At 72.1% G+C, this 22,694-nt stretch carries 22 protein-coding genes; 11 read left to right on the forward strand and 11 right to left on the reverse strand.

Features of this window, described 5'->3' with window-relative positions:
• Window positions 1-395: 395 nt before the first annotated feature.
• The 3 genes from hpf to WMF45_RS32190 all read right to left on the reverse strand — a co-directional run bounded on the left by hpf (window position 396) and on the right by WMF45_RS32190 (window position 1,740).
• On the reverse strand, window positions 396-764 hold the full coding sequence (gene hpf, locus WMF45_RS32180) for a ribosome hibernation-promoting factor, HPF/YfiA family (RefSeq protein ID WP_012238397.1): 369 nt from the start codon (window positions 762-764) through the stop codon (window positions 396-398).
• Window positions 765-1,045: 281 nt separating this feature from the next.
• Window positions 1,046-1,390 carry a sigma-70 domain-containing protein gene (locus WMF45_RS32185; RefSeq protein WP_437708868.1) on the reverse strand — a complete coding sequence of 115 codons (345 nt, stop codon included), beginning with the start codon at window positions 1,388-1,390 and terminating at the stop codon, window positions 1,046-1,048.
• Window positions 1,391-1,572: 182 nt separating this feature from the next.
• Window positions 1,573-1,740, reverse strand: coding sequence for a hypothetical protein (locus tag WMF45_RS32190; protein ID WP_437708869.1), 168 nt, complete (start codon window positions 1,738-1,740; stop codon window positions 1,573-1,575).
• On the opposite strand from WMF45_RS32190, the gene WMF45_RS32195 reads away from it, so the two are divergent.
• Window positions 1,739-2,140 carry a hypothetical protein gene (locus WMF45_RS32195; protein ID WP_437708870.1) on the forward strand — a complete coding sequence of 134 codons (402 nt, stop codon included), beginning with the start codon at window positions 1,739-1,741 and terminating at the stop codon, window positions 2,138-2,140. The two genes, WMF45_RS32190 and WMF45_RS32195, sit on opposite strands and share 2 nt — an antisense overlap.
• Window positions 2,141-2,242: 102 nt before the next feature.
• On the opposite strand, the gene WMF45_RS32200 is transcribed toward WMF45_RS32195, so the two are convergent.
• Window positions 2,243-3,301 (reverse strand): serine/threonine-protein kinase, encoded by a 1,059-nt coding sequence (locus tag WMF45_RS32200; protein WP_437708871.1) that lies wholly within the window; start codon window positions 3,299-3,301, stop codon window positions 2,243-2,245.
• A gap of 165 nt (window positions 3,302-3,466) precedes the next feature.
• Between WMF45_RS32200 and WMF45_RS32205 the strand changes: the two genes are divergently transcribed.
• A complete protein-coding gene (locus WMF45_RS32205; protein ID WP_437708872.1) occupies window positions 3,467-4,498 on the forward strand; it encodes an isocitrate/isopropylmalate dehydrogenase family protein in 1,032 nt (343 codons plus the stop codon).
• Between the two features lie 66 nt (window positions 4,499-4,564).
• Here WMF45_RS32205 and WMF45_RS32210 read toward each other — a convergent pair whose 3' ends face one another.
• The 3 genes from WMF45_RS32210 to WMF45_RS32220 form a co-directional block, all read right to left on the reverse strand.
• Window positions 4,565-6,325 (reverse strand): ATP-binding protein, encoded by a 1,761-nt coding sequence (locus WMF45_RS32210; protein WP_437708873.1) that lies wholly within the window; start codon window positions 6,323-6,325, stop codon window positions 4,565-4,567.
• Window positions 6,326-6,440: 115 nt separating this feature from the next.
• Window positions 6,441-6,887 carry a gamma-glutamylcyclotransferase family protein gene (locus tag WMF45_RS32215; protein ID WP_437542663.1) on the reverse strand — a complete coding sequence of 149 codons (447 nt, stop codon included), beginning with the start codon at window positions 6,885-6,887 and terminating at the stop codon, window positions 6,441-6,443.
• Between the two features lie 808 nt (window positions 6,888-7,695).
• A complete protein-coding gene (locus WMF45_RS32220; protein WP_437708874.1) occupies window positions 7,696-8,433 on the reverse strand; it encodes a DUF2378 family protein in 738 nt (245 codons plus the stop codon).
• Between the two features lie 549 nt (window positions 8,434-8,982).
• Between WMF45_RS32220 and WMF45_RS32225 the strand changes: the two genes are divergently transcribed.
• The 3 genes from WMF45_RS32225 (at window position 8,983) to WMF45_RS32235 (ending at window position 10,665) form a co-directional block, all read left to right on the forward strand.
• Window positions 8,983-9,231 (forward strand): hypothetical protein, encoded by a 249-nt coding sequence (locus WMF45_RS32225; RefSeq protein WP_437708875.1) that lies wholly within the window; start codon window positions 8,983-8,985, stop codon window positions 9,229-9,231.
• Window positions 9,232-9,297: 66 nt separating this feature from the next.
• On the forward strand, window positions 9,298-9,693 hold the full coding sequence (locus WMF45_RS32230; protein ID WP_437708876.1) for a VOC family protein: 396 nt from the start codon (window positions 9,298-9,300) through the stop codon (window positions 9,691-9,693).
• Window positions 9,694-9,927: 234 nt separating this feature from the next.
• A complete protein-coding gene (locus WMF45_RS32235) occupies window positions 9,928-10,665 on the forward strand; it encodes a M15 family metallopeptidase (protein ID WP_437708877.1) in 738 nt (245 codons plus the stop codon).
• 10 nt (window positions 10,666-10,675) lie between these two features.
• On the opposite strand, the gene WMF45_RS32240 is transcribed toward WMF45_RS32235, so the two are convergent.
• Together WMF45_RS32240 and WMF45_RS32245 are read right to left on the reverse strand one after the other, a co-directional pair.
• Window positions 10,676-11,164, reverse strand: a complete 489-nt coding sequence (locus WMF45_RS32240; protein WP_437708878.1) for an acyl-CoA thioesterase — start codon at window positions 11,162-11,164, stop codon at window positions 10,676-10,678.
• 65 nt (window positions 11,165-11,229) lie between these two features.
• Complete coding sequence (locus tag WMF45_RS32245; RefSeq protein WP_437708879.1) at window positions 11,230-14,076, reverse strand: ATP-binding protein; 2,847 nt, start codon at window positions 14,074-14,076, stop codon at window positions 11,230-11,232.
• Between the two features lie 42 nt (window positions 14,077-14,118).
• On the opposite strand from WMF45_RS32245, the gene WMF45_RS32250 reads away from it, so the two are divergent.
• Window positions 14,119-15,294: a hypothetical protein gene (locus tag WMF45_RS32250; protein WP_437708880.1), complete on the forward strand. Its 1,176-nt coding sequence runs from the start codon at window positions 14,119-14,121 to the stop codon at window positions 15,292-15,294.
• A 16-nt stretch (window positions 15,295-15,310) separates the two neighbouring features.
• Here WMF45_RS32250 and WMF45_RS32255 read toward each other — a convergent pair whose 3' ends face one another.
• Window positions 15,311-15,937 (reverse strand): hypothetical protein, encoded by a 627-nt coding sequence (locus tag WMF45_RS32255; RefSeq protein WP_437708881.1) that lies wholly within the window; start codon window positions 15,935-15,937, stop codon window positions 15,311-15,313.
• Window positions 15,938-16,087: 150 nt separating this feature from the next.
• Window positions 16,088-17,410 carry a penicillin-insensitive murein endopeptidase gene (locus tag WMF45_RS32260; RefSeq protein ID WP_437708882.1) on the reverse strand — a complete coding sequence of 441 codons (1,323 nt, stop codon included), beginning with the start codon at window positions 17,408-17,410 and terminating at the stop codon, window positions 16,088-16,090.
• A gap of 351 nt (window positions 17,411-17,761) precedes the next feature.
• On the opposite strand from WMF45_RS32260, the gene WMF45_RS32265 reads away from it, so the two are divergent.
• The 5 genes from WMF45_RS32265 (at window position 17,762) to WMF45_RS32285 (ending at window position 22,531) form a co-directional block, all read left to right on the forward strand.
• Window positions 17,762-18,520 carry a CoA transferase subunit A gene (locus tag WMF45_RS32265; protein WP_437542683.1) on the forward strand — a complete coding sequence of 253 codons (759 nt, stop codon included), beginning with the start codon at window positions 17,762-17,764 and terminating at the stop codon, window positions 18,518-18,520.
• Window positions 18,521-18,540: 20 nt separating this feature from the next.
• The gene (locus tag WMF45_RS32270; RefSeq protein ID WP_437708883.1) at window positions 18,541-19,206 is read left to right on the forward strand and encodes a CoA transferase subunit B; all 666 of its coding nucleotides are present in this window, start codon (window positions 18,541-18,543) and stop codon (window positions 19,204-19,206) included.
• 10 nt (window positions 19,207-19,216) lie between these two features.
• A complete protein-coding gene (gene accD / locus WMF45_RS32275) occupies window positions 19,217-20,074 on the forward strand; it encodes an acetyl-CoA carboxylase, carboxyltransferase subunit beta (protein WP_437293688.1) in 858 nt (285 codons plus the stop codon).
• Window positions 20,071-21,393: a bifunctional folylpolyglutamate synthase/dihydrofolate synthase gene (locus WMF45_RS32280; protein WP_437708884.1), complete on the forward strand. Its 1,323-nt coding sequence runs from the start codon at window positions 20,071-20,073 to the stop codon at window positions 21,391-21,393. Before accD ends, WMF45_RS32280 begins: the two co-directional genes overlap by 4 nt.
• A gap of 85 nt (window positions 21,394-21,478) precedes the next feature.
• Entirely contained in the window at window positions 21,479-22,531 is a 1,053-nt protein-coding gene (locus WMF45_RS32285) for an SDR family NAD(P)-dependent oxidoreductase (protein ID WP_437708885.1), read from the forward strand.
• Window positions 22,532-22,694: the final 163 nt, after the last annotated feature.

A 22,694-nucleotide genomic window follows, 5' to 3' on the forward strand; every position in this document is an offset into this window, starting at 1 on the left:
ACGGTCGGCGCGGCGCTCGGCCAGGGCCAAGCGAGCCGATGTGGCCATCGTACCCTGGGGACTTCGGGCACGCGACTCAAGGACGCTATCGCGGCGAGCGGCCCCGGAGGGAGCGTTCTTCGCGTTCTTCGCGTCGCGATCGCTGGGCGACCGCCGCGCCGCTCCAGGCAGGCCCCCCCGGGCAGGTCGGGCATGCGCAGGGGTAAGCTGATGGAGACGAGCGCGTGTCGCCGCCGCGCCCGCCGCGGCGAGCGCGGCGGCTCACCCGGAGGGAACGCGCCGCCTCGCCCGCGAGCGGCGGCTCACAGGAGGGGAGCGCGCCGCGCGCGTCGCTGAGGCGCGCGGCGGCCCTCGCTCCGGTTCGCGCGTCGCGCCTCGGCGACGCGCGCGGCGGCTCACGAGCGGGTGCGTCCCGTCGCGGCCACCGCTTCGCGCTCCACCTCGACGGCGTACTCGCCGGCGCTCGTGCCGCCGCGCTTCCGCGCGATGGTGTGACCCTTCCCATCCCGGATCTGCCGCTCGAGCTTGTCGTGGACCATGTCGATCGACGCGTACATGTCCTCACCCCGCTCGGTCGCATGGAAGGCTAGACTGCCGGAGGAGAGGCGAACGTCGGCGACGTGCGTCAGACCCTCGACGGAGAGGGTGACCTGCGCCGTCATCGCCTGCCTAAGGAACTTCTGAAGCTTGGCCACCTTCTCATGAGCGTAATTCTTCACGGCGTCGGTACCCACCATATGGCGGAACGTGATCGTGATGTTCATCGGGTCCAGCCTTCCTTCCCTGATGCGTAGATGAAACAATCGACTACGGCTACAGAGCACCCCTCCATCTGCATCGTAACACTGATGTAGAGCTCTGGTCTGCACTCAACGGCGCAGCGCTTTCGTTTTGTTTGGCGTCGTTCCGCTTCTGCGTGTCTTGCCGCGGGTTGCCGCGTCTTGCGCCAGCCTGCCGCAGCTTGCCACCTCTCGCGCACCTCGTCGTGCCCGCGCGTCACCGTGGTTTGCCGCGCTGCGTCCTGCGCGGCCAGCGCTCCTCCTCTTCAACAAGCCTTGGCACGCCCCGCTTGTTCCAGCGCCCGGCGCACCGTGTGCGGGGCGTGGCCCGAGGCCAGCGCGATCTCGCCGATCGTGGGTGTGCGTCCGAGCTCGGCCGCGAGCCGCCTCGCGCTCGCGACGACGGCGCGGAGCACCTCGACATCGCCCCGATCGAGCGGCTCGGCGACGCGGAGACCCTCGGACTCGAGCCGGTCGATGATGTACTCGACCTCCTCGTACGAGACCGCCCGGCGGTCGACGACTTCGGCGATGTCGTTGAGGTCCACCCGACCGGTCGACCGATGGCGTGTAAGGAGCTCCTGGATCATGTCGTCGATGACAGGCGGCACGGCGCTAGCGTGCCACCTTCGCGCAGGCCGCGCACGCGCCCGCGCGGGCGAAAGCGGGCCCGAAAGCCGAGCGCGAGACCGAGCTGATCGAGCGGCTCGGCGCCGCGCATCCCGGCCCTCCCCGCGGCCTCGCCGCGCGGAGCCTGGCCAGCCGGCTCGCCCGGCGCGGGCCCGCCGCCGCATCACAGCTCCTCATCACGGCGCTCCACGGTGGACCGCACCTCACCTCGTGTCGCCACGCTCGCCACGATCGACGTCTTCATCTGTTCAGCGATGCTTCCGCCAGGATGCGCGATGCATGACAGAAATGGACGCGTCATCGGGCGGATACACATCAGGAGATCTTCCATGCGCTGGGCCCCTCCCGAATCGCGATCGCGCTATGCGATCCGCGACCATTTCGAAGCAAACCCGGATCCGGTCACGGATCATCAGGAGATCGCATTTCTCTCGACGTGCTATGATTTCCCGTGGGACACGCAGCACGCCCTCGAGCTCGCGCTGTTCCGTGTGTTCGGGATCGCCAAGGGCACACCTCTCCTGGTGCAGACAGGGGAGTTCCTCCAGCGCCCCCAGAAGCGCTACGACGACACCGTCCTTATCCTCTCCGAGATGCTGGAGAACGGATACGACAGCGAGCGCGGCCGGGCGGCGCTGCGGCGCATGAACCGGCAGCACGGGCGTTACGCCATCCCGAACGACGAGTACCTGTACACGCTGTCGACGTTCATCTTCGAGCCCATCCGCTGAAACGAGCGCTTCGCCTGGCGCGCGCTGCTCGAAAAGGAGAAGCTCGCGGCCTACCATTACTGGAAGCAGGTCGAGACGCTGATGAACATGCTGCCTGCCGGCTCAGGGCAGCTGGCGCCGCAGGAACTTGAGCGCCTCCCGGGCAGCGCGGTTCACCGGCTCGTAGGCGTCCGGGGTCGTCCTGAGCGGGGCGCCGATCGGCTCGCCCCGGCGGACGCCGAGGATGCGCTCGACGTCCTCCAGGAGCGATTGCATCGAGTCGTAGCGGTTCCCGGGGGCCTTGCGGAGCGCGGTGGCGACCAGCGCCTCGATCCGCCGATCGATGCCGGGCCGGATCGAGCTGAGCCGGGGGGCCGGGGTGCAGGCGTGCTGGGCGACGACCACCACGTCGTCCGGTGAGGAGAACGGCAGCTGGCCGGCGAGCATGCGGAACATGGTGACGCCGAGGGCATAGACGTCGGTGCGGCTGTCGATGGGATCGGCGAGGGCCTGCTCCGGGGCCATGTAAGGGACCGTGCCCAGTACGAGACCGGCGGCGGTGGTGGGGCCCGTCTTCAGCTTCGCGAAGCCGAAATCCATCATCTTGAGCACGCGCGCGCCGCCCTGGGAGCGGACGAGGAACAGGTTGTCCGGCTTCACGTCGCGGTGGATGACGCCGGCCGCGTGCGCCGAGGCGAGCGCCGACGCCGCCTGCCGTATCAGCGGGAGCGCGACGGCCTCGCTCACGGCCACCTCGCGGCGGAGCAGGACGCCGAGCGACTCGCCGGTGAGCAGCTCGAGCACGATGAACGGGGACCCGTCCTTGCGCTCGCCCGCGTCGAGGACCCGGATGATGTTGGGGTGCCCGAGCTCGGCCGCCGCCTCGAGCTCGCGGAGGAACCGCTCGCGCTGGGCCCGATCGGCGGCGAAGCTGCGGTTCAGGATCTTGATCGCGACCTGCTCCTTCGTGCGGCTGTCCGCCGCGAGGTACACGCGCGACATGCCGCCGGCGCCGATGAAGCCCTGGATCACATAGCGATCCTCGAGGATGGCACCGAACTGCCGCGTCGGCTGCGCCGGCGGCGGCGCGGCCGACAGCGACTGGACGAGGCGCGCGCCGTCGTCGGGGCAGAAGCCGTACGAGCGATCGGTGTACGCGCGGTGGCAGCGCGGGCAAATCATGGGACCCGGGTCATGATGGCGGCGGGGGCGGGGATCCTCAAGGGACTTGCGGGCGGGCGGCGCGCGGCGCCGCTCCCGGCGAGGTGGATCGCGGCGCGCACCTCGGCTATGCGTGCGCCTTTCCTCGTCGACGCGACGATTCACCCCGAGATCGAGAGACAGCCCGTGACCTCACAGAAGCACCCTGCGACCCTCATCCCCGGCGACGGCATCGGCCCCGAGATCGTGGACGCGACGCTGCGCGCCCTCGACGCGCTCGGCGCGCCTTTTGAATGGGAGACGTGCGTGGCCGGCATGGCCGGCGTCAAGGACGCGGGCGACCCGCTGCCGCGGGCCACGCTCGACAGCATCCACCGCACGCAGCTCGCGCTCAAGGGGCCGCTCGAGACGCCGATCGGCGGCGGGTACCGCTCGTCCAACGTGCGCCTGCGGCAGGAGTTCAAGCTGTTCGCCAACGTGCGCCCCGCGCGGACGCTGATCCCGGGTGGCCGTTACGAGAACATCGACATCGTGCTCGTGCGGGAGAACCTCGAGGGACTCTACGTGGGCTTCGAGCACTACATCCCGATCGGCAGCGACGAGCACGCGGTGGCGATCGGCTCCGGCATCAACACCCGGGTCGGCTCGCGCCGCATCGCCGAGTTCGCCTACGACTACGCAGAGAAGAACGGCCGCAAGAAGGTCACCATCGTCCACAAGGCGAACATCATGAAGGCGCTCACGGGCATCTTCCTGGAGACGTCGCGCGAGGTGAGCAAGGGCTACGAGGGCCGCGTGGCGACCGACGAGCGGATCGTGGACGCGTGCGCGATGCAGCTCGTGCTGAACCCGTGGCAGTTCGACGTCATCGTCACGACGAACCTCTTCGGGGACATCCTCTCGGACGAGATCGCGGGCCTCATCGGCGGCCTCGGCATGGCGCCGGGGGCGAACATCGGCCAGCACGCCGCGATCTTCGAGGCGGTGCACGGCTCGGCGCCGGACATCGCCGGCAAGGGCGTGGCGAACCCGATCGCGCTCATGCTCGCCGCCGCGATGATGCTCGACCACGTGGGCCACCGGGAGCTCGCCGTCCGCCTGCGCGCCGGGATCGACGGGGCGCTGAACCTGGACGGGGTCCGCACCCGCGATCTCGGCGGCAAGGCGGACACGAAGACGCTCACCGACGCCATCGTGGCGCGCATCAAGAACGGCTGAGCGGGCGACGTCATCACGGCTGTTCTCGCGCCCTCGCCGCGACGCAGGCCGCGGTGGCCCGCGGGGTCAGCCGCCGCGCGAGAGCGGGAGCGTGAAGTGGAAGGACGTCGTCTCGTCCGGCTCGCTCTGCGCCCAGATCCTGCCTCCGTGCGCCTCGACGATGCCCTTGCAGATGTAGAGCCCGAGGCCCGTGCCGGGCGGGCGGCTCCTGGATGGATCCGACGAGAGCCGCTGGAAGCGCTGGAACAGCCTCGGCAGCTCGTCCGGGGAGATCCCCGGCCCGCGGTTCTCGATGGCGACCTCGAGCTCGGCGTCGCGGAGAGAGAGCGTCACGCGGATCGGCGCGTCGGCGTCGCCGTACTTGGCGGCGTTGAGAAGGAGGTTTCCGAGCACCTGGTCCATGCGCGCCGCGTCCGCGTGGACGGGCGGCACGTCGTCGTCGGCGGTGAGCACGACGGCGTGCTCCGGCCGCTCCGCAGCTGCGAGCTCGACGGCGGCGTGGAGGAGGGCGCGCAGGTCGGTCGGCCGCCGCTCGAGGGAGAAGCGCCGCGCCTCGAGCTTGGAGGCGTCGAGCAGGTCCTCGGCCATCCGCTCGAGGCGCTGGACGCTGGCAAGGATCTTCCCGCTCCACGCCTGGATTCCGGCGTCTCCGGATCGGCGCGACAGCATGCCCGCGCACGCGGCGATCGCGGTGAGCGGCTGCTTGAGATCGTGCGCCACGATGGAGAGCCATTCCTCGCGGAGCCGCTCGCGCTCCATGAAATGGGTGATGTCTTCGTAGCTGGCGATGGCGCCCAGGATCACCCCCTGGTCGTCGCGGATGGGGCCTGCGCTCACCACGACGGGGATGTTGGTCCCGTCGGGCCTCTGGAGATACAGCTCGGCGCAGATCGTCCCCTCGCCGCGCGCCGCGCGGACGAGGGGCATCTCGTGGTGCGAGAGCGGCCGTCCGGTCGGCGCGCACAGGCGCGCGTGCTGGGGAGCCCCGAACGTCATGAGGGGGTGAGGGCCGGCGCAGAGCTGCTCGCAGCGGCGGCTCGCGACGAGCGAGCGTCTTCCGCGCTCATCGAAGACGGCGATGGCAACGGGGAAGTCCTCGATGATGCTGCGCAGCCACTGCTGCTCCGCCGCGAGCCGGTCCTCTGCCTCCCTGCGCGCGGTCTGGGCGTCCCGGAGGAGGGCCTCGGCGCGCTGCTGCGCCGGCGAGCTCGCGCCGCCTGCGTCGTCGGGCCCGCGGTGGTGGAGCTCGGTTCGCTTGTCGCCCTCGCGCTCGGCGGACCCGAGCGCGAGGGCGAAGAGGGCGCCGAGCGCCTGGACGCGCGGGATGAGCTCGTGCGGTGTCGGGCTGCGTTCGCCGAAGGCGCAGGTGAGGACGCCCAGCGGCCGCCCGGCGCCGAGCAGGGGAGCGGCCAGCACCCAGCACGGCCTCAGGCAGGCATCGAGGGCGCGGACGTCGGAGAGGCGCTCGATGACCGCCGCATCCGCCGCGGTGTGCTCGATGCGGCAGCTCTCTGCGGCGCGCAGGACGAGGGACGGGGTGCTCGTGAGATCGTCGAGCGCGCCGTCGAGCGCGCCGGGCAGGCCGGAAGAGGCGAGCAGGCGGACGTGGAGCGCCCCCTCGGCCGGCGAGCGCGCCCCGTGGAGGAGCGCGATGTCGGCGCCGAGCAGCCGGATCGCCTGCTGGACGATGGTGGTGTGGATCTGCTGTGGGTCGAGCGTCCCGGCGAGCGCAGCGCACGCCTCGACGACCGCCTCCGCCAGCTGGGCCGCGGGCGCGAGCTCTCCGTTCGCGGCGGAGAGCTGGTCGTTCGCCGAGATCGTCGTCACGCGTCCCTCGAAGCCTTGGCCTAGCACCTGCTGGGGGAGGTGCCGCTCGAGCGGATGGGGTGACGTACCGGTCGAACGGAACGGTCGAGCGGGCGGAGGCTCACGTGTGCGGCTCTCATCGGGGGGGCGGGTCGAAGCGGCGCTTTGCCCAGCTCACGAGCGGGCTGTTGTCCCGGGCCCGCACGGCGCCGGGCGCGCCGCGGCGCTTCCGCCAGTCCCCCTCGCGGACGCGCCGGCACCCGGCCGCCTGCTCCATCGAGAGGAGGTATGCCTGGGCTTCCCGCCCGCCGGCGAGGCGGATGGGGGCTCGCCTGTGCAAGATCGGGTGTCCCCGGTGGACGTCGAGCGCGGCGAGCGCGGCCGGCGCGATGGCGTAGAGCTCGCCGGTCACGGCGACGAGCCCGCCTTGGACGAGAGCGCCGGTCGTGCCCAGATCGACGAGCGCGTACTCGGGGGTCGTTGTCGCCTCTCCGAGCGGCCGAGCTGTCGCGAGCCATTCGTGCTGCTCCTCGCCCTTCATGAGGTTGTCGTAAACGAAGAGCACCATCTCATGGGTCGTCATTGGCGTGGTCCTCGGGACGGGCTCTGCGGCCCGGCTCCGACGCTCGCAAAGCGAGGGCGCGAGCGCAAGGCTGCTCGGAGCGACGCTGGCGAGCCGCGGCGAAACTGTAGCCCCAGAGGAATGTTGCACCTGCGCACCTCTGAAGAGCTGCCGTTCTTGTGGAGGACCCCCCGATTCCAGGGCGCATCCACCACCAGTGTCCCATGCTCGCTTGACGCTCGCGTTCGTAATCATTCGAGCGCAATGATGCGCAGCAGCCCGATATTTCTCCTGTCCGGCGCGAATGCGGCATTCATCCAGCCGAGCATTCACCTTCTCGGGAGGCGACCTCGATCCATCAACAGCGATTCTCGACCAACTCGTGTAGAAACGATGTTCTTTATGGTCGCCGATTTCGTTGAAGCGGCCACAAGCCGACTCCGCTCGTCGCGATTCGATAGATCTTGAATTGCCCGCCCTGATGCACCGGCCTTACCGCGAGCGCACTCGGAAGACGCGCATCGACGTCGGGGCCGCTCCGCCCCCGGATCCCCCTCCCCCCACCACCGTAGCGCCGGCGGGAGGGTCCACGCGGCGGGGGCGGGTGGGCGCGGCGAGCACCGACCGAGGTGCCATCAGGTCGCAGGGGGCTCCACGTCCCAGGCGCGCCTTGTGTGGCGCGCAACATAACGTCCCAGCAGGCATGGCCCGAAGGGAGACATGCCGGGTGGTGTTCTCAGCGCAAGCGCATCGGCCCCGGTCTTGGCGGATGGCCGAGCGCCCACCCGCCCCCGCCGCGTGGACCCTCCCGCCGGCGCGGGCTTACGGGCTACCAGCTGACCAGGAACTGAAGCGTCTCCGCCCCCCGCACCTCGACCGAGATGGTCGGCTTGGCGCCGTACCCCATGACGAGCGCCTCGAAGTTCCCCAGCGGGTACTCCAGCGTGCCGCGGTGGCAGCTGATGTCGATCTGCACCTCCGACGGCCCCAGCTGCCGCGCCCTGGCCAGCGGCCCCTTCACGAGCGCGCCCAGGCTGCCCGTGTAGCGCATCAGCGCGGCGCCCGGGTCGGTGGCCAGGTGCATCGTGATCCGGCCGAGCGCGCTTTCCCTGAAGGCCCCGACCTGCTGCCGCGCGAGGCGACGGTAGCCTTCCCGCGAGCTCCGGTTCGGGTGCGAGAGCCGCGCAGCCGCGTCGTAGAGGCGCAGGAAGTCGCGCGTCGGATAGTCCGAGAACGGCAGGTAGAGCCCACCCCTCGGCGGGCTCGACAACGTCGACACCACCTGCGCGAAGCGCTCCCCGAGCGTCGCCGCCAGCGCGTTGAAGAACATCCCCTTCATCGCGTAGGACTCGGGGACCCCCGCCACCACGGCGTCGATGTCGATGTTGCCGAGGAGCGGATCGGAAGGACGCACCTCGAACGAAGCTCCGTTCGGCCCGACAAGCTGCCCCTCTGTGGACGGTGCGCTCGGCGGCGCGACGCTTCGGGGCACGGCGCGCATGACACCGCTCTTGGGGATGGGCGTCTCGTTCGCTTGCCGGCGCTGGTCGCTACGGACCTCTTTCATAGGGAGCTCGCCGCAAAAAAAAGACTCAACACAAAGGCCGCTTGCGGCAACCACCGCAGCGAAGGGCACGCGATCCACCTAGCAACGGCCATGCCGACCACTCAATGAACGAGTCACCGCGTGAACACGGGGTTCATGCCAGATTTCCCTTGCATGGATGAAACGCTGGTTCAGCGGTGCAACCGCGCGGAGATGACCGGGACGGCGTTCATCTCCGCTCTGGCCGGCCCACGCGTCTGCGGCGGCACACACCCGCCAGCGCCCCGAACCGAAGGAACACCGCGTCAACGCACCGTGAGGCCCGCGTCAAGTTGCCTCGAGGCTCGCCTCGATGTGCCTTGAAGTTCGCGTCACTACGCCACAAGACTCCTCTCGACGCGCCGTGAGGCTCGCGTTGACGCACCGGGAGTGCCGAGCTGGCGGAGCCTGGCTCGCGCCTCGGACGCTCCTCGGCCCTGAAGGACCGTCGAGCGGCGGCGGTTTCACGCGGGCACCGGCGAGCATCGCGTGCGCCTGCCCACGATGAATCTGGTGGGCGACGAGGTGGACATGCGCGCTCCCCACGCGCTCGACCTGGACGTGGCGCGCGTGCAGAAGCCGCACTTCGGCGCGCAGAAGCCGCACCTCGCCGCGCAGAAGCCGCACCTCGCCGCGCAGAAGCCGCACTTCCGCGTCGAGCGTGGGGAGCCTCTGGTTGACCAGGCGTCATGCTCTGCCATCGAGCGAGACGTGGTGAGGGGGGTTCATGCGCGAGAGCTCCGCGCCCCGCTCGCGCCGTCCATCGAGCGAGGCTGCTGACCGGACGCTGTCAGCAGGGGCGCCCTAGGATGCCGGCGCGTGGGTCAGGACCCCGAGGAGGACCTCATGAACACAGGACTGGGTGGCGTGATCGTCTATGTGCCCGACGCGGTGGAAGCCGCGGCGTTCTACGAGCGCGCGTTCGGCTTCGAGCGCAGCTTCGTCTCCAGCGGCAACGACTACTGCGAGCTGAAGGGCAGGGTGCCGCTCGGGTTCGTGCAGGAGGACTTCGCCCAGAAGGGCCTCCCGGAGCTCGCGAAGAACAGGTCGGGCGAGCGCCCCGCCGGGTTCGAGATCATCGTCACCAGCGAAGACGTCGACGCGGCGTTCGCGCGCGCCGTGAAGGCCGGCGCGGCCCCCGTGTCGGAGCCCCACGACAAGCCGTGGGGCCAGCGCGTCTCCTACGTGCGCGACCTGAACGGCGTCCTCGTGGAGATCTGCTCGCCCTGGACCTCTCCATGAGCTCGCCGCAGCTCACCTCATGAGCTCGCCGCAGCTCACCTCATGAGCTCGCCGCAGCTCACCTCATGAGCTCGCCGCAGCTCACCTCATGAGCTGACGCCGACCGTGCGATCGCGAGCGGTGCGGCGCGCCGCCCGCCGCGAGCATGCGCTCGTGCCCCTGACGGTGCTTCTCCTGACAGGCTTTTACGGCAAGTCCTTGCCGCGCCTGACGCGGCCTGCTTAACCTCCGGCCGTGAACGCGAACGGACGGACACGGGTGCACCTGCTCGTGGCAGCAGCGATCGCCCTGCTCGCGGCCGGCCCCTCGGGGCTCGGCGGCGGGCCCGTCGCGGAGGCCAAGGAGCCCGCCCGGGGAAAGAAGGCGAAGAGCTACGAGTGCCGCGTCCAGAGCCCGCAGAAGTTCCTGAAGCGGCGCACCTTCGTCCAGAAGGGGATGCTCAACCCGAAGAAGCACGCCAAAGCGGTCCGCTACCTCGCCGAGCACTACGGCCACGTCGAGACCGAGGAGACGCGGCGCCACAACGCCGAGAGCGCCCACTCCCAGGCGACGACCGTGCAGTTCATGGGCCTACCGATCTCCGTCCACGAGAAGATCGCGCCCGCGCTCCACTGCGTCGAGAAGCGGATCCGCTCGACGTGCACCCGCAAGTCCCGCCGCTACACGCCGCGCGCGGTCGGCGGGTTCCGCACGGCGAACAGCTACCGCGGCGCCGAGATCTCGAACCACCTCTTCGGCATCGCCATCGACATCGATCCCGACCGGAACCCGTGCTGCGGCTGCGTCGACCCGTGGCCCACGAGCCCGCTGTGCCAGGAGAAGAAGCGCTCTGCCTACGAGCGCACGGCGCTGTCCCGCTGCTGGATCAAGGCGTTCGAGCGCTACGGCTTCGACTGGCTCGGCCACGACGACCTCGAGGACACGATGCACTTCGAGTTCCTCGGGGATCCCGACCGGATCAAGAAGAAGTAGCGCGCGGCGATCACGCGCCGCGGCCGCCCCCGCGCCGCGAGAGCCGCCGCGCGCGCCGCTCCGCCGCGGCCTCGGCGAGGCGGCGATCGTCGTCCGTCTCGAGGCGGATCGGCGGCACCGAGGTCGGCCTGAGCGACGCGTCGACGGCCACGAACGTCACGAAGGCCGTGACCATGGGCCAGATGGCGCCCGTCATCGCGTCCTCCCCCTCGACCGACACCAGGATCTCGAGCGACGTGCGGAAGGTCGCCGTCACCCGCGCAGCCAGACGGACGACCTGACCGACCTTGATCCCATGATCGAACGAGAGGTCGTCGATGCCTGCGGTGACGACCGCGCTGCCGGTGTGCCGCTGCGCGCAGATGGCAGCGCACAGGTCGATCCACGCGAGCACCTGCCCGCCGAAGATCGAGCCGAGCGCGTTCGTGTGCGTCGGCAGGACGTACTCGGTCATCGTCGTGACCGACTCGGAGACGCGCTTCTCGTGCAGGGCCTTCACCCGGCATGCGTATCACGGGCGCCCCCCCGCGCCAGAGCACGCCGGCCCGCCCGGGCCGCCCGGCCTCAGCTGGAGGTCGAGGCCCTGCCCGGGCTCGGGAACGACGGCTCTTCGGGGGCCGGCGAGCGGCCAGGGCTCGCGCTGACCGACGACTTCGTGGGGACCGGCTGGCCCGGCGGGCCCGTCGGGAGCGTGGGCTCGTCCTCCAGGCGCACCGACGTGACCTTCAGCCGCGCGAAGATCGCCTCGGCCTTCTCGTTCATCGCCACCGCCTCGCGCCGCGCCGCCATGTTCGCCACGAAGCTGCGATCGGTCGTCAGGAACCGCGCGTAGGCCTGGAACGTGCGCGCGAGCTCGAGCTCGTTCCCCGTCTCCTCGAAGATGCTCACCGAGCGCGCGAAATAGGCGCGCGCGCTCTTCGTGTGCGCGCTGCCCCAGCCGCCCGCCGCCGTGATCTCGCCGAGCGTCCGGAGCGCGATGCCGAGGTGCACCTTGCTCCGGACCGAGGCGAACAGGTCCACCGCCCGGCTGATCGAGTCGCGCGCCTTCTCCAGATCGCCCCGGAGCATGTAGGCCTTCCCGAGGGCGCGCCGCGCCTCGGCCAGGCCGAGCCGGTCGCCGAGCTCGTCGCAGAGCTCCTCGGCCTGCTGCAGCACGCGCACCGCCTCGTCGGGATCGCCGCTCCGGTAGAGCGTCCCGCCGATGTTCGTCAGGATCAGCGCCGTCCGGTTGCGATCGCCGACCTGCCGCGCGACCTCCAGCGCCTCCTCGAAGAGCTCGAGGGCGTGGCGGTGATCGCGCTGGTCCTGCGCGATCATGCCGAGGTTGTTCAGGCTCATCACGACGCCGAGCAGGTCCGAGATCTCGCGCCGGATCGCGAGCGACCGCTCGAACGTGTTGAGCGCCTGCTTGAACTCGCCCGAGTCCTGCAGGGCGAGGCCGAGGTTGTTCAGCGACAGCGCGATCGAGCGGCGATCCCCCATCCGCTCGCGGCGGGCGAGCGCGTCGCGCAGCCATTTCAGCGCCTCCTGGTACTCGCCCCGGAGCCAGTGCAGCTTGCCGATGTCGTCGATCGTCGAGGCGATCCCCCGCTCGTCCCGCGCGCCCTCGAAGAGGCGGAGCGCGGTCGTGAGGTGCTTGCCGGCCTCGTCGAGCGAGCCGCTGTCGCGGTAGAGCCGCCCGATGCGGTTGTGCGCGGCCCCGCCCTTGCGCCGGTTGTCGAGCCGGTAGGCGAGCGTCAGCATCTCGCGGAACGCGGCGAGCGCGTCGTCGATGCGCCCGGCGAGCTGGAGGACGTCGCCGTAGTCGTGGAGCGCGTCGATGCGCCGCGCCACGTGCGCGTCGCCGAGCAGCGAGAGCCCGCGCGCGTAGTACTCCGCCGCCTTCGCGTTCGAGTAGCGCCCGCGCGCCACGTCCCCGGCGTCGAGCAGCGAGAGCCCCGCCCGCACCGCGTCGCCGATGCGCTCGCGGTGCGTCGCGAGCTCGGCGAGGAGCTCCTCGCTCGCGCGCACCGCCACCTGCTGCTCCAGCCACTCGGCGATCGCGTGGTGGTACCGCCGCTGGGCCGCGGCGCTCATCCGCTTCTGGAGCGCCTCGCGCTCCTTGGCGTGCACGAACACGTACTCGTCCGATCCCGCGAAGCTCGACTCGCTCTGCTTGCGCAGGTAGCCGCGGTCGCACAGCGAGCGCAGCGCGGCGTTGGTCCGGTCGAGATCCTTGTCGCTCTGCTCCTCCCCCCACAGGTCGGGGGCCTGACTGCCGGCCCTGCCGAGGACGAACAGCGCGCCGCTCCAGAACACCGGGCCGATCGTCGCGGCCTGCTCGAGCAGCTGCCGGCCGTCGTGATCGAGCGCGGCGAGGCGGACGTTCACGGCGTCCTCGACCGTCATCGGCAGGCGCGCCGTCGACAGCTTCCCGAGGTGCACGCGCCAGCGCGGCCCGCCCGCGGAGTCGGGCGAGAGCTCCTCGATCACGCCCTGCTCGTGGCAGATGCGGACCATCTGCTCAAGCAGCGCCGGGTTGCCGTTCGCGAAGGAGCAGGCCGCCTCGACGAGCTCCGACGGCACGCCCGGCTGGGACTGCGGCTCGGCGCGCCTCACATCGTCGACGACGTCGATGATGACGACATCGTCGCTCCCGCGCGGCGCGCAGGGCGCGAGCAGCGCCCTCGCCATCTCCGCCGCTGCGGCCTCGCCGAGCGGCGTGAGCTCGAGGAGCACGTGGCGCCGGTCGCCGACCTTGCCCCAGTCGTCCTGGCGGGTGAGCAGCTCCGGGCGGGCGGCGCAGACGATCAGGACCGGGCCCGTGAGGTACTCGATGAGGTAGCGCAGGAGCGCGAGGGAGTCGTCGTGGGCCGCGTGGAGGTCCTCGAAGATGAGGCACAGGGGGCCGTGGACGGCGTCCGCCTCGAGGAACGCCTTCAGGACGGCGCGGCGGATGAGGTCAGCCTGCGCGGGATCGTCCTGCACCGCGCGGGTGAGCGGGCTGTCGCCGAACGCGAGCCCGATGAACTGGCCGAGGAAGTAGATGACGTCGCCGACCTTGCGGTCGCCCATCACGTGCGCGACCTGCGAGCGGACCTCGGCGCGGGCCGCGTCCTTGTCCATGCCGTCGGAGAGGCCGAAGCGGGCGCGCAGGAGCCGCGTGAAGACGCCGTACGCGGACGCCATGTCGCCGGTGCTGCCCGAGGTGACGCGCAGCGCGGCGGAGCCCTGGCGCCGCCGCTCGAGGAACTCGCGCACGAGCCTGCTCTTGCCAATGCCCGGCGGGCCGACGAGCGTCACGGTCCGCGTGGAGCGCTCCCGCTCGACCGCGTCGAGCGCGCGGGCCAGGGCGGACAGCTCCGCCTCGCGCCCGATCAGCGGCGCGAGGGCGGGCGGCGCCGCGCCAATTGCACTGTCCTCTCGGCTCATCTCCTGGCCTCCACGTCCCCGGGTGCCGCAGCGCCGGACACGATGTCCGGAGCCTATACCAGGTTCGGCTTCGGTGGCGTGTGCGGTAAGCTGCCGAGCGTGGACGGCGAGGGCACGGGGACGTCGGGGAGCACGGCGCGCAGCGCCTCGGAGATCCGCGGGCGCATCACGGCTTGCTTCAGCCTGGCCGAGCTGCGCCGCTTCGCGGAGGAGCTCGGTGTGCCGGACATCCCCTGGGAGCGGGGGATCCAGGGAGCGGCGTACGAGCTCGTCCGCCGCTTCGAGCAGCGGCGCGAGCTCGGGCCGCTCGTCGAGCGCCTCCGCGCGGCGAGGCCGCTCGTGGAGTGGCCCGACACGCCGACGGTGCCGTCCGCCGCGTCGAGCGAACCGGCGCACACCGACATCCCCCGGCCGGCGCCGCTGCCGAACCTCTCGCCGATGGTGGCCCCATCACCTCCCCTGGAGGTCGCGACGCTGGTGCCGCCGTCGATGGCGCCTACCCCGCGGACACCGAACGTCACCGGGCCTCAGCCCGCGAATGCGCGGCCGCCCGGCGCCGCGGGGCCGGCGCTGCTCCCGGCCGGCTCTCCGCGCGCCGGCGCGCCGGCGCGCCGGCCGCGCCGCATCGATTCGCGGCTCGCGCTCGCCGCCCTGGGGCTCGTGGCGGCAAGCCTCATCGTGGCCTTCCTCATCGGCAGGGCGTCGAGCGCGCCGGGTGACGACGCGGCGCGCGGGAGCGCCGCGTCCGCGAGCGCCGCGCAGCAGGGCGCCCCACCGCCAGCGGCGCGGCCGGACGGGGTCGCGTCGCGCGCTGCCGCCGCGATCGACCATCGGATCGAGAGCCTGGCGCGGGCGTGCGAGATCCCGCCCGGCTCGGCGGAGGACGTGATGCGCCGCGCCTTCGAGCGCTGCGGGCCGTCGCCCGCCTCGGCGGGGCACCGGACGACGCCGGCGCAGCGGAGCGATCCGCCTGCCGCGCAGGCGCCGGGCGCGCTGCCGGCGTCTCCAGGGGCGGGGCCCCGTGCGGCGGCCGCGACCGGCCTTGCGCCCGCCGGCGGCAACGCCGGGTGCGTGGGGGCGTGCGAGCGGCGACACAAGGCGTGCAGGGCGACGCAGTGCGGTAAAGAGCCCACGCAGAGCACGCAGTACCAGCGTTACCAGGGCTGCCTGTCGGATTGTCTCGAGCAGGCGTCCAAGTGCCGCCTCGGCTGCCTCTGAGCCTCAGGGCGACGCGTCAGAGCGACGGCCGGCTGCGGCGCATCACGTTGACCGTGACGGTCGGCTCGTGCTCGGGGCAGCCGGTGCGACCGGCCTGGCTTGGATCGAAGTCGATGCGAAAGCAGGTCTTGCAGACGCAGAGATAGGCGTCGTGGAACTCGCGGAAGTTGAGGATGTCCGCGGCGAAGAGGCTGAGGACGATGTCGCTGAGCAGGTCTTCCTCGCGCGGGCACGGCTCCCACGGCCCGAGGCCCGTGGCGCGGAGGACGCGCCCGCTGTCGATGGCCGCCGCGAGGAAGCGATCGTCCGCGGCGGGCGGCATGAAGGCGCGCAGCGAGGCGAGCACCCGGAACCGCGCCGCGTCGACGAGCTGCTCGATCTCGGACGCATCCGGGGCCGCCGGGGCCTGATGGCCGAGCGCCACCTGCTTGGAGAAGCCCTCGGTCACGTAGGCTGGTCGCTGCATCCTCCCGGCTGCCACGAGGTGCTTCTCGAACCAGATCGCGAGCGCCGCCGCGCTCCGGGGAGGCCTGCCGACGAACGTGAGCGCCGCGAGCAGCGCGCGGCGCTCGTGATCGCTGGCGACGAGCGACGCCGCGGACGGCAGCGTGGGAATCGAGGTGTGGGAGTCCTCTTGCGGCATGAACACCCCTTTGTTCCGCCCCAGTCTGCCCGAGGTCTTCTCTCGGGGTCCAGGCGCGACGGTGCCCCGGTCGGAGATTGCGGAACTTCCTGCAATGCGTCGCGTTACCGGCTCTTTGCCGCTTTTGTGGTGAACGGCGCGCGGAGGATCTCAGTCCGTGATCTTGAGCGCTCCGCTGTCGTCGAGCGCGCCGCTCGCGTCGGCGCCGTCCGAATCGGCCTCGATCTCCGCCTCGGACGCAGCGGGACGCAGGAACGACAGATCGAGGCCGCCCATGGGCTGCTGCGCCGCCGCGCGCGTGGCGGCGAGCGGCAGCGCCTCGGCGTCCGCAGCGGCGTGCGGGGCGGCGCGGCGCGCTTCCCGTTCAGGTCGCTTGTCGTCGCGGCGCGAGGGCTGCGCCGGGTCGCGCCGGCCGGCGCCGGCCTCGCGGGGCCGCTCCGGCGCGGGCGCCGCGGCGGCCTTCGGCGGGCGCGCGGCCTCCGGGCGCGCGGACGGTGACGGCGTCCGGAGCGCCCTGTCCGTCTTCCTCGCCATGCGCGCGCGGGCGCGGGAAGGGGCGTTCTTCGCGAGCTCGATGCAGCTGCCGCGCATGGCCGAGGGGCAGGAGATGCGCACGTGCATGTGGTCGTCGTGCGACTCGGCGCCCGTGGGCTGCATCATCGCGAGCTGCGCGCGGACGATCAGCGCGCGGGAGACGCCGATCCGCTTGGCGTGGGCGATCAGCGCGGACCGGAGCGGATCGGCGATGAAGATGTGGCTCACGCGGGCGCGAGGATCGGTGAGCAGGTGCTGGACGAGCAGCCAGTTGCGCGGCAGGTCGAAGCGCGCCCCGGGCACGTTCGTCGAGGCGAGCCGGGCGTCGAACCGGAGGAAGATCGGCGCGTGGACCTGCTTGCCGCGCGCGTCGAGCGCGTAGAGGCCGAGGTCGACGTCGCGGCCGCTCTCGTGGGAATTGTGGCGGTGGACCTCGCCGCCGCGCTGGCGCGAGAGGTCCCCGACGTCGAGCACGGCGCCCGGGAAGCGCTTGGCCACGCCGCGCGCCGCGCGCTCGATCATGCCGACGAGCGCCGGTAGCCCCCAGCGGACGTCGGCGCCGGCGTAGGCGGGCACGACGCGGATGTCCTTGCGCGAGGTGTCGAGCCGCACGCCGCCCTCGAGGCGCCCTTCGTTGGGATGGCCGACCGACGAGGCGGGCGCCTGGGGCGCGGCCTTCTCCCTGGCCGGCCCGGACGATCGCGGGCCCGCGTCGCCGGCGCGGGGGCGGTGGCCCTTGCTGTCGTCCTTCGCGAGCCGCGCGCGCGGCGCGCGCTTCGTCGCCCCGCGCGCCTTGGCGGCAGCGGCGTCCCGCGGCTTTGCTTCCGCGGTGGGGCGCGCGTGTGAGCGCGCCGGCGCATCCGGCGCCGCGGCGGCCGTCTGGGAGCCGGACAGGGAGAGCGCCAGGATCGTGAACAGCACGGAGAGCGGTCGAGGCACACCGGTGCGTTACGGGGTTTCGGCGGGCCGGGCCAAGAAGCCGGCGCCGCCTGGCCGCGCCCTCCGCGGGCCGCTCCCGAGACGTGCGCCGAGCGCGCGCCGAATGTGCGCTGGCAAGTGCGGTGAACGAGCGCTGGCGGACGCCACGCGCGCCTCATGCACCCCGGACACACGAGAGGTTCCCGTGGCCCGCCGGAAGCGCGGCCGAGGAGCGCGGATCACCTCGTGACGCCGCGCCGCGGCCGGCGCCGCCCGGCCCCTGTGCCGCGCTGCGGCGCCGGCGCCACGGCATCTCGCGGCGGCAGCGGAGGCTTTTGCCTCGCGGCCAGTTGGGCTACCTCTCGGTCGGCCATGGACAAGGTCTACAAGAGCGCGCTGGACGCCGTGAGGGACATCCCTGGCGGCGCCACGATCCTCTCGGGCGGCTTCGGCCTCTGCGGCATCCCGGAGAACTGCATCGCGGCGCTCCGGCAGCTCGGCACGAAGGATCTCGTGGTCGTGTCCAACAACTGCGGAGTCGACGCCTTCGGCCTCGGGATCCTCCTTCAGAACCGGCAGATCCGGAAGATGATCTCGTCGTACGTCGGCGAGAACAAGGAGTTCGAGCGCCAGTACCTGAGCGGCGAACTCGAGGTCGAGCTCACGCCGCAGGGCACGCTGGCCGAGCGCATCCGCGCCGGAGGCGCCGGGATCCCTGCGTTCTACACCCCGACCGGTGCGGGCACGGCCATCAGCGAGGGCGGGCTGCCCGTGCTCTATGGCCCGGACGGCGCGGTGAAGAGGTACTCCGAGAAGAAGGAAGTGCGAAAGTTCGACGGCCGCGACTACGTGCTCGAGCCCGCCATCCGGGGCGACTACGCGCTCGTGAAGGCCTGGAAGGGCGACCGGTTCGGCAACCTCGTCTACCGCCACACCGCCATGAACTTCAACCCGATGATGGCGATGGCCGCGAAGGTGACGATCGCCGAGGTGGAGGAGCTCGTCGACGTCGGCTCGCTCGACCCGGACCACATCCACACGCCCGGGATCTTCGTGCACCGGATCTTCCAGGGCGAGCGCTTCGAGAAGCGGATCGAGCGGCGGACGGTGCGCAAGGCGTCGGCCGCCTAGGCGCGGGGACAGGGGACACGATGGGACTCACGCGGGAACAGATCGCGCAGCGCGCCGCGCTGGAGCTCAAGGACGGCTACTACGTCAACCTCGGCATCGGGATGCCGACGCTCGTCGCCAACTACATCCCGGCCGGGGTCGAGGTGGTGCTCCAGAGCGAGAACGGGCTGCTCGGCATCGGGCCTTACCCGGCCGAGGGCGCGGAGGATCCGGATCTCATCAACGCCGGCAAGGAGACCGTGACGATGCTCGCCGGCTCCGCGATCTTCTCGAGCGCCGAGTCGTTCGCGCAGATCCGGGGCGGCCACATCGACCTCGCGATCCTCGGGGCCATGGAGGTCTCCGAGAAGGGCGATCTCGCCAACTGGATGATCCCCGGCAAGATGGTGAAGGGGATGGGCGGGGCGATGGATCTCGTGGTGAGCGCGAAGCGCGTCGTCGTGATCATGGATCACGCGGCGAAGAACGGCGCGCCGAAGATCCTGAACGAGTGCGCGCTGCCCCTCACCGGGCGGGGCGTCGTCCACCGGATCATCACCGATCTCGCCGTGCTCGATGTGACGCCCGAGGGGCTCGTGCTGCGCGAGCTCGCGCCCGGCGTGAGCGCCCGAGAGGTGCAGGAGAAGACACAACCAACGCTCCGGGTCCCCTCCGACGTGAACGAGATGGACCTGCGGAGCGCCTGAGGGCTCGCCGATGACCTGGCCTGAAAAGACCCTGCCGACGACCGACGCGAGCGAGAAGCGCTCGCTGGGAGCGGGCGTGTTCCGTCGCTGCGACGGCTGCTCGCACACGCACGACGCCGCCGAGCTCGCGCGCACCTTCGAGGTGTGCTCGCAGTGCGGCCACCACCACAAGCTCGACGCCGACGGGTGGCGGAGGCTCCTGCTCGACGACGGCGAGCTCGCCGCGTGGGACGAGCACCTCGTCCCGAACGATCCGCTCCGGTTCAGCGACGGCAAGAGCTACCGGGACCGCGTCGCGGCGCTCCACAAGAAGGGCCGCGCGAAGGAGGCGATCGAGATCGGCCGCGGCAGGCTGGGCGGCCGCGACATCGCCTACGGCGCGTTCGTCTTCGCCTTCATGGGCGGGAGCATGGGCTCGGTCGTCGGCGAGAAGATCACCCGCCTGTTCGAGCGCGCGACGCGCGAGGAGCTCCCGGTGGTGCTCCTCCAGGCGTCGGGCGGCGCGCGGATGCAGGAGGGCATCCTCTCGCTGATGCAGATGGCGAAGAGCGTGGCGGCGCTCGAGCGGTACCGCAAGGCGCGGCTGCCGTTCCTGTCGGTGCTGCTCCACCCGACGACGGGCGGCGTCGCGGCGAGCTTCGCCTTCCTGGGCGACGCGAACATCGCCGAGCCCAAGGCGCTCATCGGCTTCGCCGGCCCGCGGGTCATCGAGAACACGATCCGGCAGACGCTGCCTGCGGGCTTCCAGCGGTCCGAGTTCCTGCTCGACCACGGGATGGTCGACGCCATCGTCCCGCGCCCCGAGATGAAGGCGTACATCGGGACGCTGCTCCAGCACCTCACGGCCAGCCGCCGGGCGCGGCGATGACCTCGGCGGCGCCGCGGCTGCCCGCGCTGCTCGAGGCGCTCGGGCAGCGGGCGCCGCGGGGGATGGAGCTCGGGCTCGGCCGGGTCCGCGAGGCGCTCGCCGCGCTCGGCGATCCCCACGAAGGCCTCCCGGCGGTGCACGTCGCCGGCACGAACGGCAAGGGCAGCGTGTGCGCGATGGTCGAGTCGATCGCGCGCGAGGCCGGGCTCCGGACCGGCCTGTACACGTCGCCGCACCTGTCTCGCTTCGCCGAGCGCATCCGCGTGGGGGGAGAGATGATCGGCGACGCGGCGCTCGAGCGCGCGCTCGCCGCGGCGCTCGAGCGTGTCCCCTCGCCGCTCACGTTCTTCGAGGCGCTGACGGTCGCCGCGTTCGTGGCCTTCCGCGAGGCGGACGTCGACCTCGCGATCCTCGAGGTGGGCCTCGGCGGGCGGCTCGACGCGACGAACGTGATCTCGGCGCCGCTCTGCACCGCGATCACGTCGATCGCGCTCGACCACCAGGCCGTGCTCGGCCCGACGCTGACGGACATCGCCCGGGAGAAGGCGGGCATCCTCAAGGCGGGCGCGCCCGCGGTGCTCGGCCCCCTCGATCCGGAGGCCGACGCCGCGATCGAGGCGGCAGCGCAGGCGATCGGCGCCGGGCCTCGCCTCCGCGTCGCGGCGACGGAGCGCGGCGGGAGCGCGGGCGAGATCGCGGTGGGGCGCGGCGGGCGCGGGGCGGGCGCGGCGCGCGTCGCCGGGCCGGGGCGCCGCGAGATCGAGGTGGAGCTCGGCCTCCGCGGCGCGCACCAGGTCGAGAACGCGGGCGTGGCGTGCGGCATCGCGTGGCAGCTCGCCGGGCGGTGGCCCGAGGTCGAGCGGGCGCTCGCGGGTGGGCTCGCCGCGGCCCGCTGGCCCGGTCGCCTGGAGCGGATCGACGCGGGCGGCGCCCGTGTCCTGCTCGACTGTGCGCACAACCCGCACGGCGCGCAGGCGCTCGCGGCATGGCTCGACCAGGAGGGTCCGGGGGCGGCGATCACCACGCTCGTGTTCGGGGCGATGGCCGACAAGGGGTGGGGCGAAATGCTACAGGTGCTCGCGCCACGAGCGCACCGTCGGCTCTATGTGACGCCGAAGGGCCGCGCGGCCGCCCCGCTCGACGCGCTGCGCGGGGTCGCGCCGGGCGAGATGATCGGCGATCCGCGCGCCGCGGTGGCGCGCGCGATCGAGGCCGCCGCGCCGGGCGGGCTCGTGGTCGTGGCCGGCTCGATCTACCTGGTCGGCGAGGTGCGCTCGGCGCTGCTCGGCATCGAGGCGGATCCGGTCATCACGCTCTGAAGCGGGCGCGAGCAGCGCGATGTGCAGGCGCGTCGCTGTCCGGCCGCGCGCGGCGGGTGGCACGGGCGATGCCGTCCTCCGCGGCATGGCGTTCAGGAAACGGCGTTCTCCGGTGCTCTTCTCTGCGGCGGCCCTCCTGGCGGCCGCGCTCGCGCGGACGGCGCTCCGCGCCCTGCGGCAGCTCGATCTGCGCGGCCGGGTCGTGGTGATCACGGGCGGCTCTCGCGGCCTGGGGTTGCTGCTGGCCGAGGAGTTCGGCCGGCACGGCGCCCGGGTGGCGATCGCCGGCCGCGACGCGGAGGCGCTCTACCGGGCGGAGCAGCGGCTGCAGGCGCTCGGCGTCGAGGTGCACGCGGCGGCGTGCGATCTCGGCGACCGCGCCGCGGCCGAGGCGTTCATCGACGGCGTGGCGAGGGCGTTCGGTCGGATCGACGTGCTCGTCAACAACGCCGGCGTGATCCAGGTGGCGCCCATGCAGGACCTCCGGGTGGAGGAGCTCGACGAGGCGATGCGCTCGAACTTCTGGAGCGCGGTCCACGCGACGCTGCGCGCGCTGCCGCACCTGAGGCGGCATGGGCGCGCGGCGCGCATCGTGAACGTGGTGTCCATCGGCGGGCGCGTCGCCATACCGCACCTGCTCGGGTACAACGCGTCGAAGTTCGCGATGATGGGCTTCTCGGAGAGCGTGCAGGCGGAGCTCACGCACGGCGGCGCGAGGGGCCCGCGCGTCACGACGGTGATCCCGGGGCCGATGCGCACGGGGTCGATCTACAACGCCGCGTTCGGCGGCAGCCCGCAGCACGAGTTCGGCTGGTTCGGCCTTGCCTCGTCGCTCCCGATCGCGACGATCGACGCGCGGCGCGCGGCGCGGCGGGTGGTGGCGGCGGCGCGCGAGGGGCGCTCCGAGGTGAAGCTCGGGCTGTCGTCGCACCTGCTGAGCTGGGCGCACGGCATCGCGCCGCAGGTGACGGTGAGGCTGATGGGCCTCATCAACGCGCTCCTTCCGCCGCCAGGCGGCGGCGAGGGCACGACGAAGGGCCGAGACCTGCGCACGCCGGCGCAGGGATCGATCTTGCTGCGCCTGAGCAACGAGGCAGCTCGGCGCAACAACGAGGCGCCGCCGGCAGCGGCGCGTTAGCGACCGCGCTGTAACCACGGCGCATTAGCGACCGCGCTGTAACCACGGCGCGTTAGCGACCGCGCTGTAACCACGGCGCGTTAGCGACCGCGCTGTAACCACGGCGCGTTAGCGACCGCGCTGTAACCACGGTGCGGTCGCTACCGCGCTGCAAAACGGCGCA

The sequence above is a fragment of the Sorangium sp. So ce448 genome, from assembly GCF_051520915.1.
Lineage (GTDB): Bacteria > Myxococcota_A > Polyangia > Polyangiales > Polyangiaceae > Sorangium > Sorangium cellulosum_B.

Bases quoted from the DNA above. Each gene is read 5' to 3' on its own strand.
- WMF45_RS32270 (WP_437708883.1), top strand. From the start codon at position 18,541: ATGGGACTCACGCGGGAACAGATCGCGCAGCGCGCCGCGCTGGAGCTC.
- accD (WP_437293688.1), top strand. From the start codon at position 19,217: ATGACCTGGCCTGAAAAGACCCTGCCGACGACCGACGCGAGCGAGAAG.
- WMF45_RS32200 (WP_437708871.1), bottom strand. From the start codon at position 3,301: ATGATTTGCCCGCGCTGCCACCGCGCGTACACCGATCGCTCGTACGGC.
- WMF45_RS32280 (WP_437708884.1), top strand. From the start codon at position 20,071: ATGACCTCGGCGGCGCCGCGGCTGCCCGCGCTGCTCGAGGCGCTCGGG.
- WMF45_RS32190 (WP_437708869.1), bottom strand. From the start codon at position 1,740: ATGGAAGATCTCCTGATGTGTATCCGCCCGATGACGCGTCCATTTCTG.
- WMF45_RS32215 (WP_437542663.1), bottom strand. From the start codon at position 6,887: ATGACGACCCATGAGATGGTGCTCTTCGTTTACGACAACCTCATGAAG.
- WMF45_RS32195 (WP_437708870.1), top strand. From the start codon at position 1,739: ATGCGCTGGGCCCCTCCCGAATCGCGATCGCGCTATGCGATCCGCGAC.
- WMF45_RS32220 (WP_437708874.1), bottom strand. From the start codon at position 8,433: ATGAAAGAGGTCCGTAGCGACCAGCGCCGGCAAGCGAACGAGACGCCC.
- WMF45_RS32225 (WP_437708875.1), top strand. From the start codon at position 8,983: ATGCGCGCTCCCCACGCGCTCGACCTGGACGTGGCGCGCGTGCAGAAG.
- WMF45_RS32265 (WP_437542683.1), top strand. From the start codon at position 17,762: ATGGACAAGGTCTACAAGAGCGCGCTGGACGCCGTGAGGGACATCCCT.
- WMF45_RS32285 (WP_437708885.1), top strand. From the start codon at position 21,479: ATGGCGTTCAGGAAACGGCGTTCTCCGGTGCTCTTCTCTGCGGCGGCC.
- hpf (WP_012238397.1), bottom strand. From the start codon at position 764: ATGAACATCACGATCACGTTCCGCCATATGGTGGGTACCGACGCCGTG.
- WMF45_RS32250 (WP_437708880.1), top strand. From the start codon at position 14,119: ATGTCCGGAGCCTATACCAGGTTCGGCTTCGGTGGCGTGTGCGGTAAG.
- WMF45_RS32255 (WP_437708881.1), bottom strand. From the start codon at position 15,937: ATGCCGCAAGAGGACTCCCACACCTCGATTCCCACGCTGCCGTCCGCG.
- WMF45_RS32245 (WP_437708879.1), bottom strand. From the start codon at position 14,076: ATGAGCCGAGAGGACAGTGCAATTGGCGCGGCGCCGCCCGCCCTCGCG.
- WMF45_RS32230 (WP_437708876.1), top strand. From the start codon at position 9,298: ATGAACACAGGACTGGGTGGCGTGATCGTCTATGTGCCCGACGCGGTG.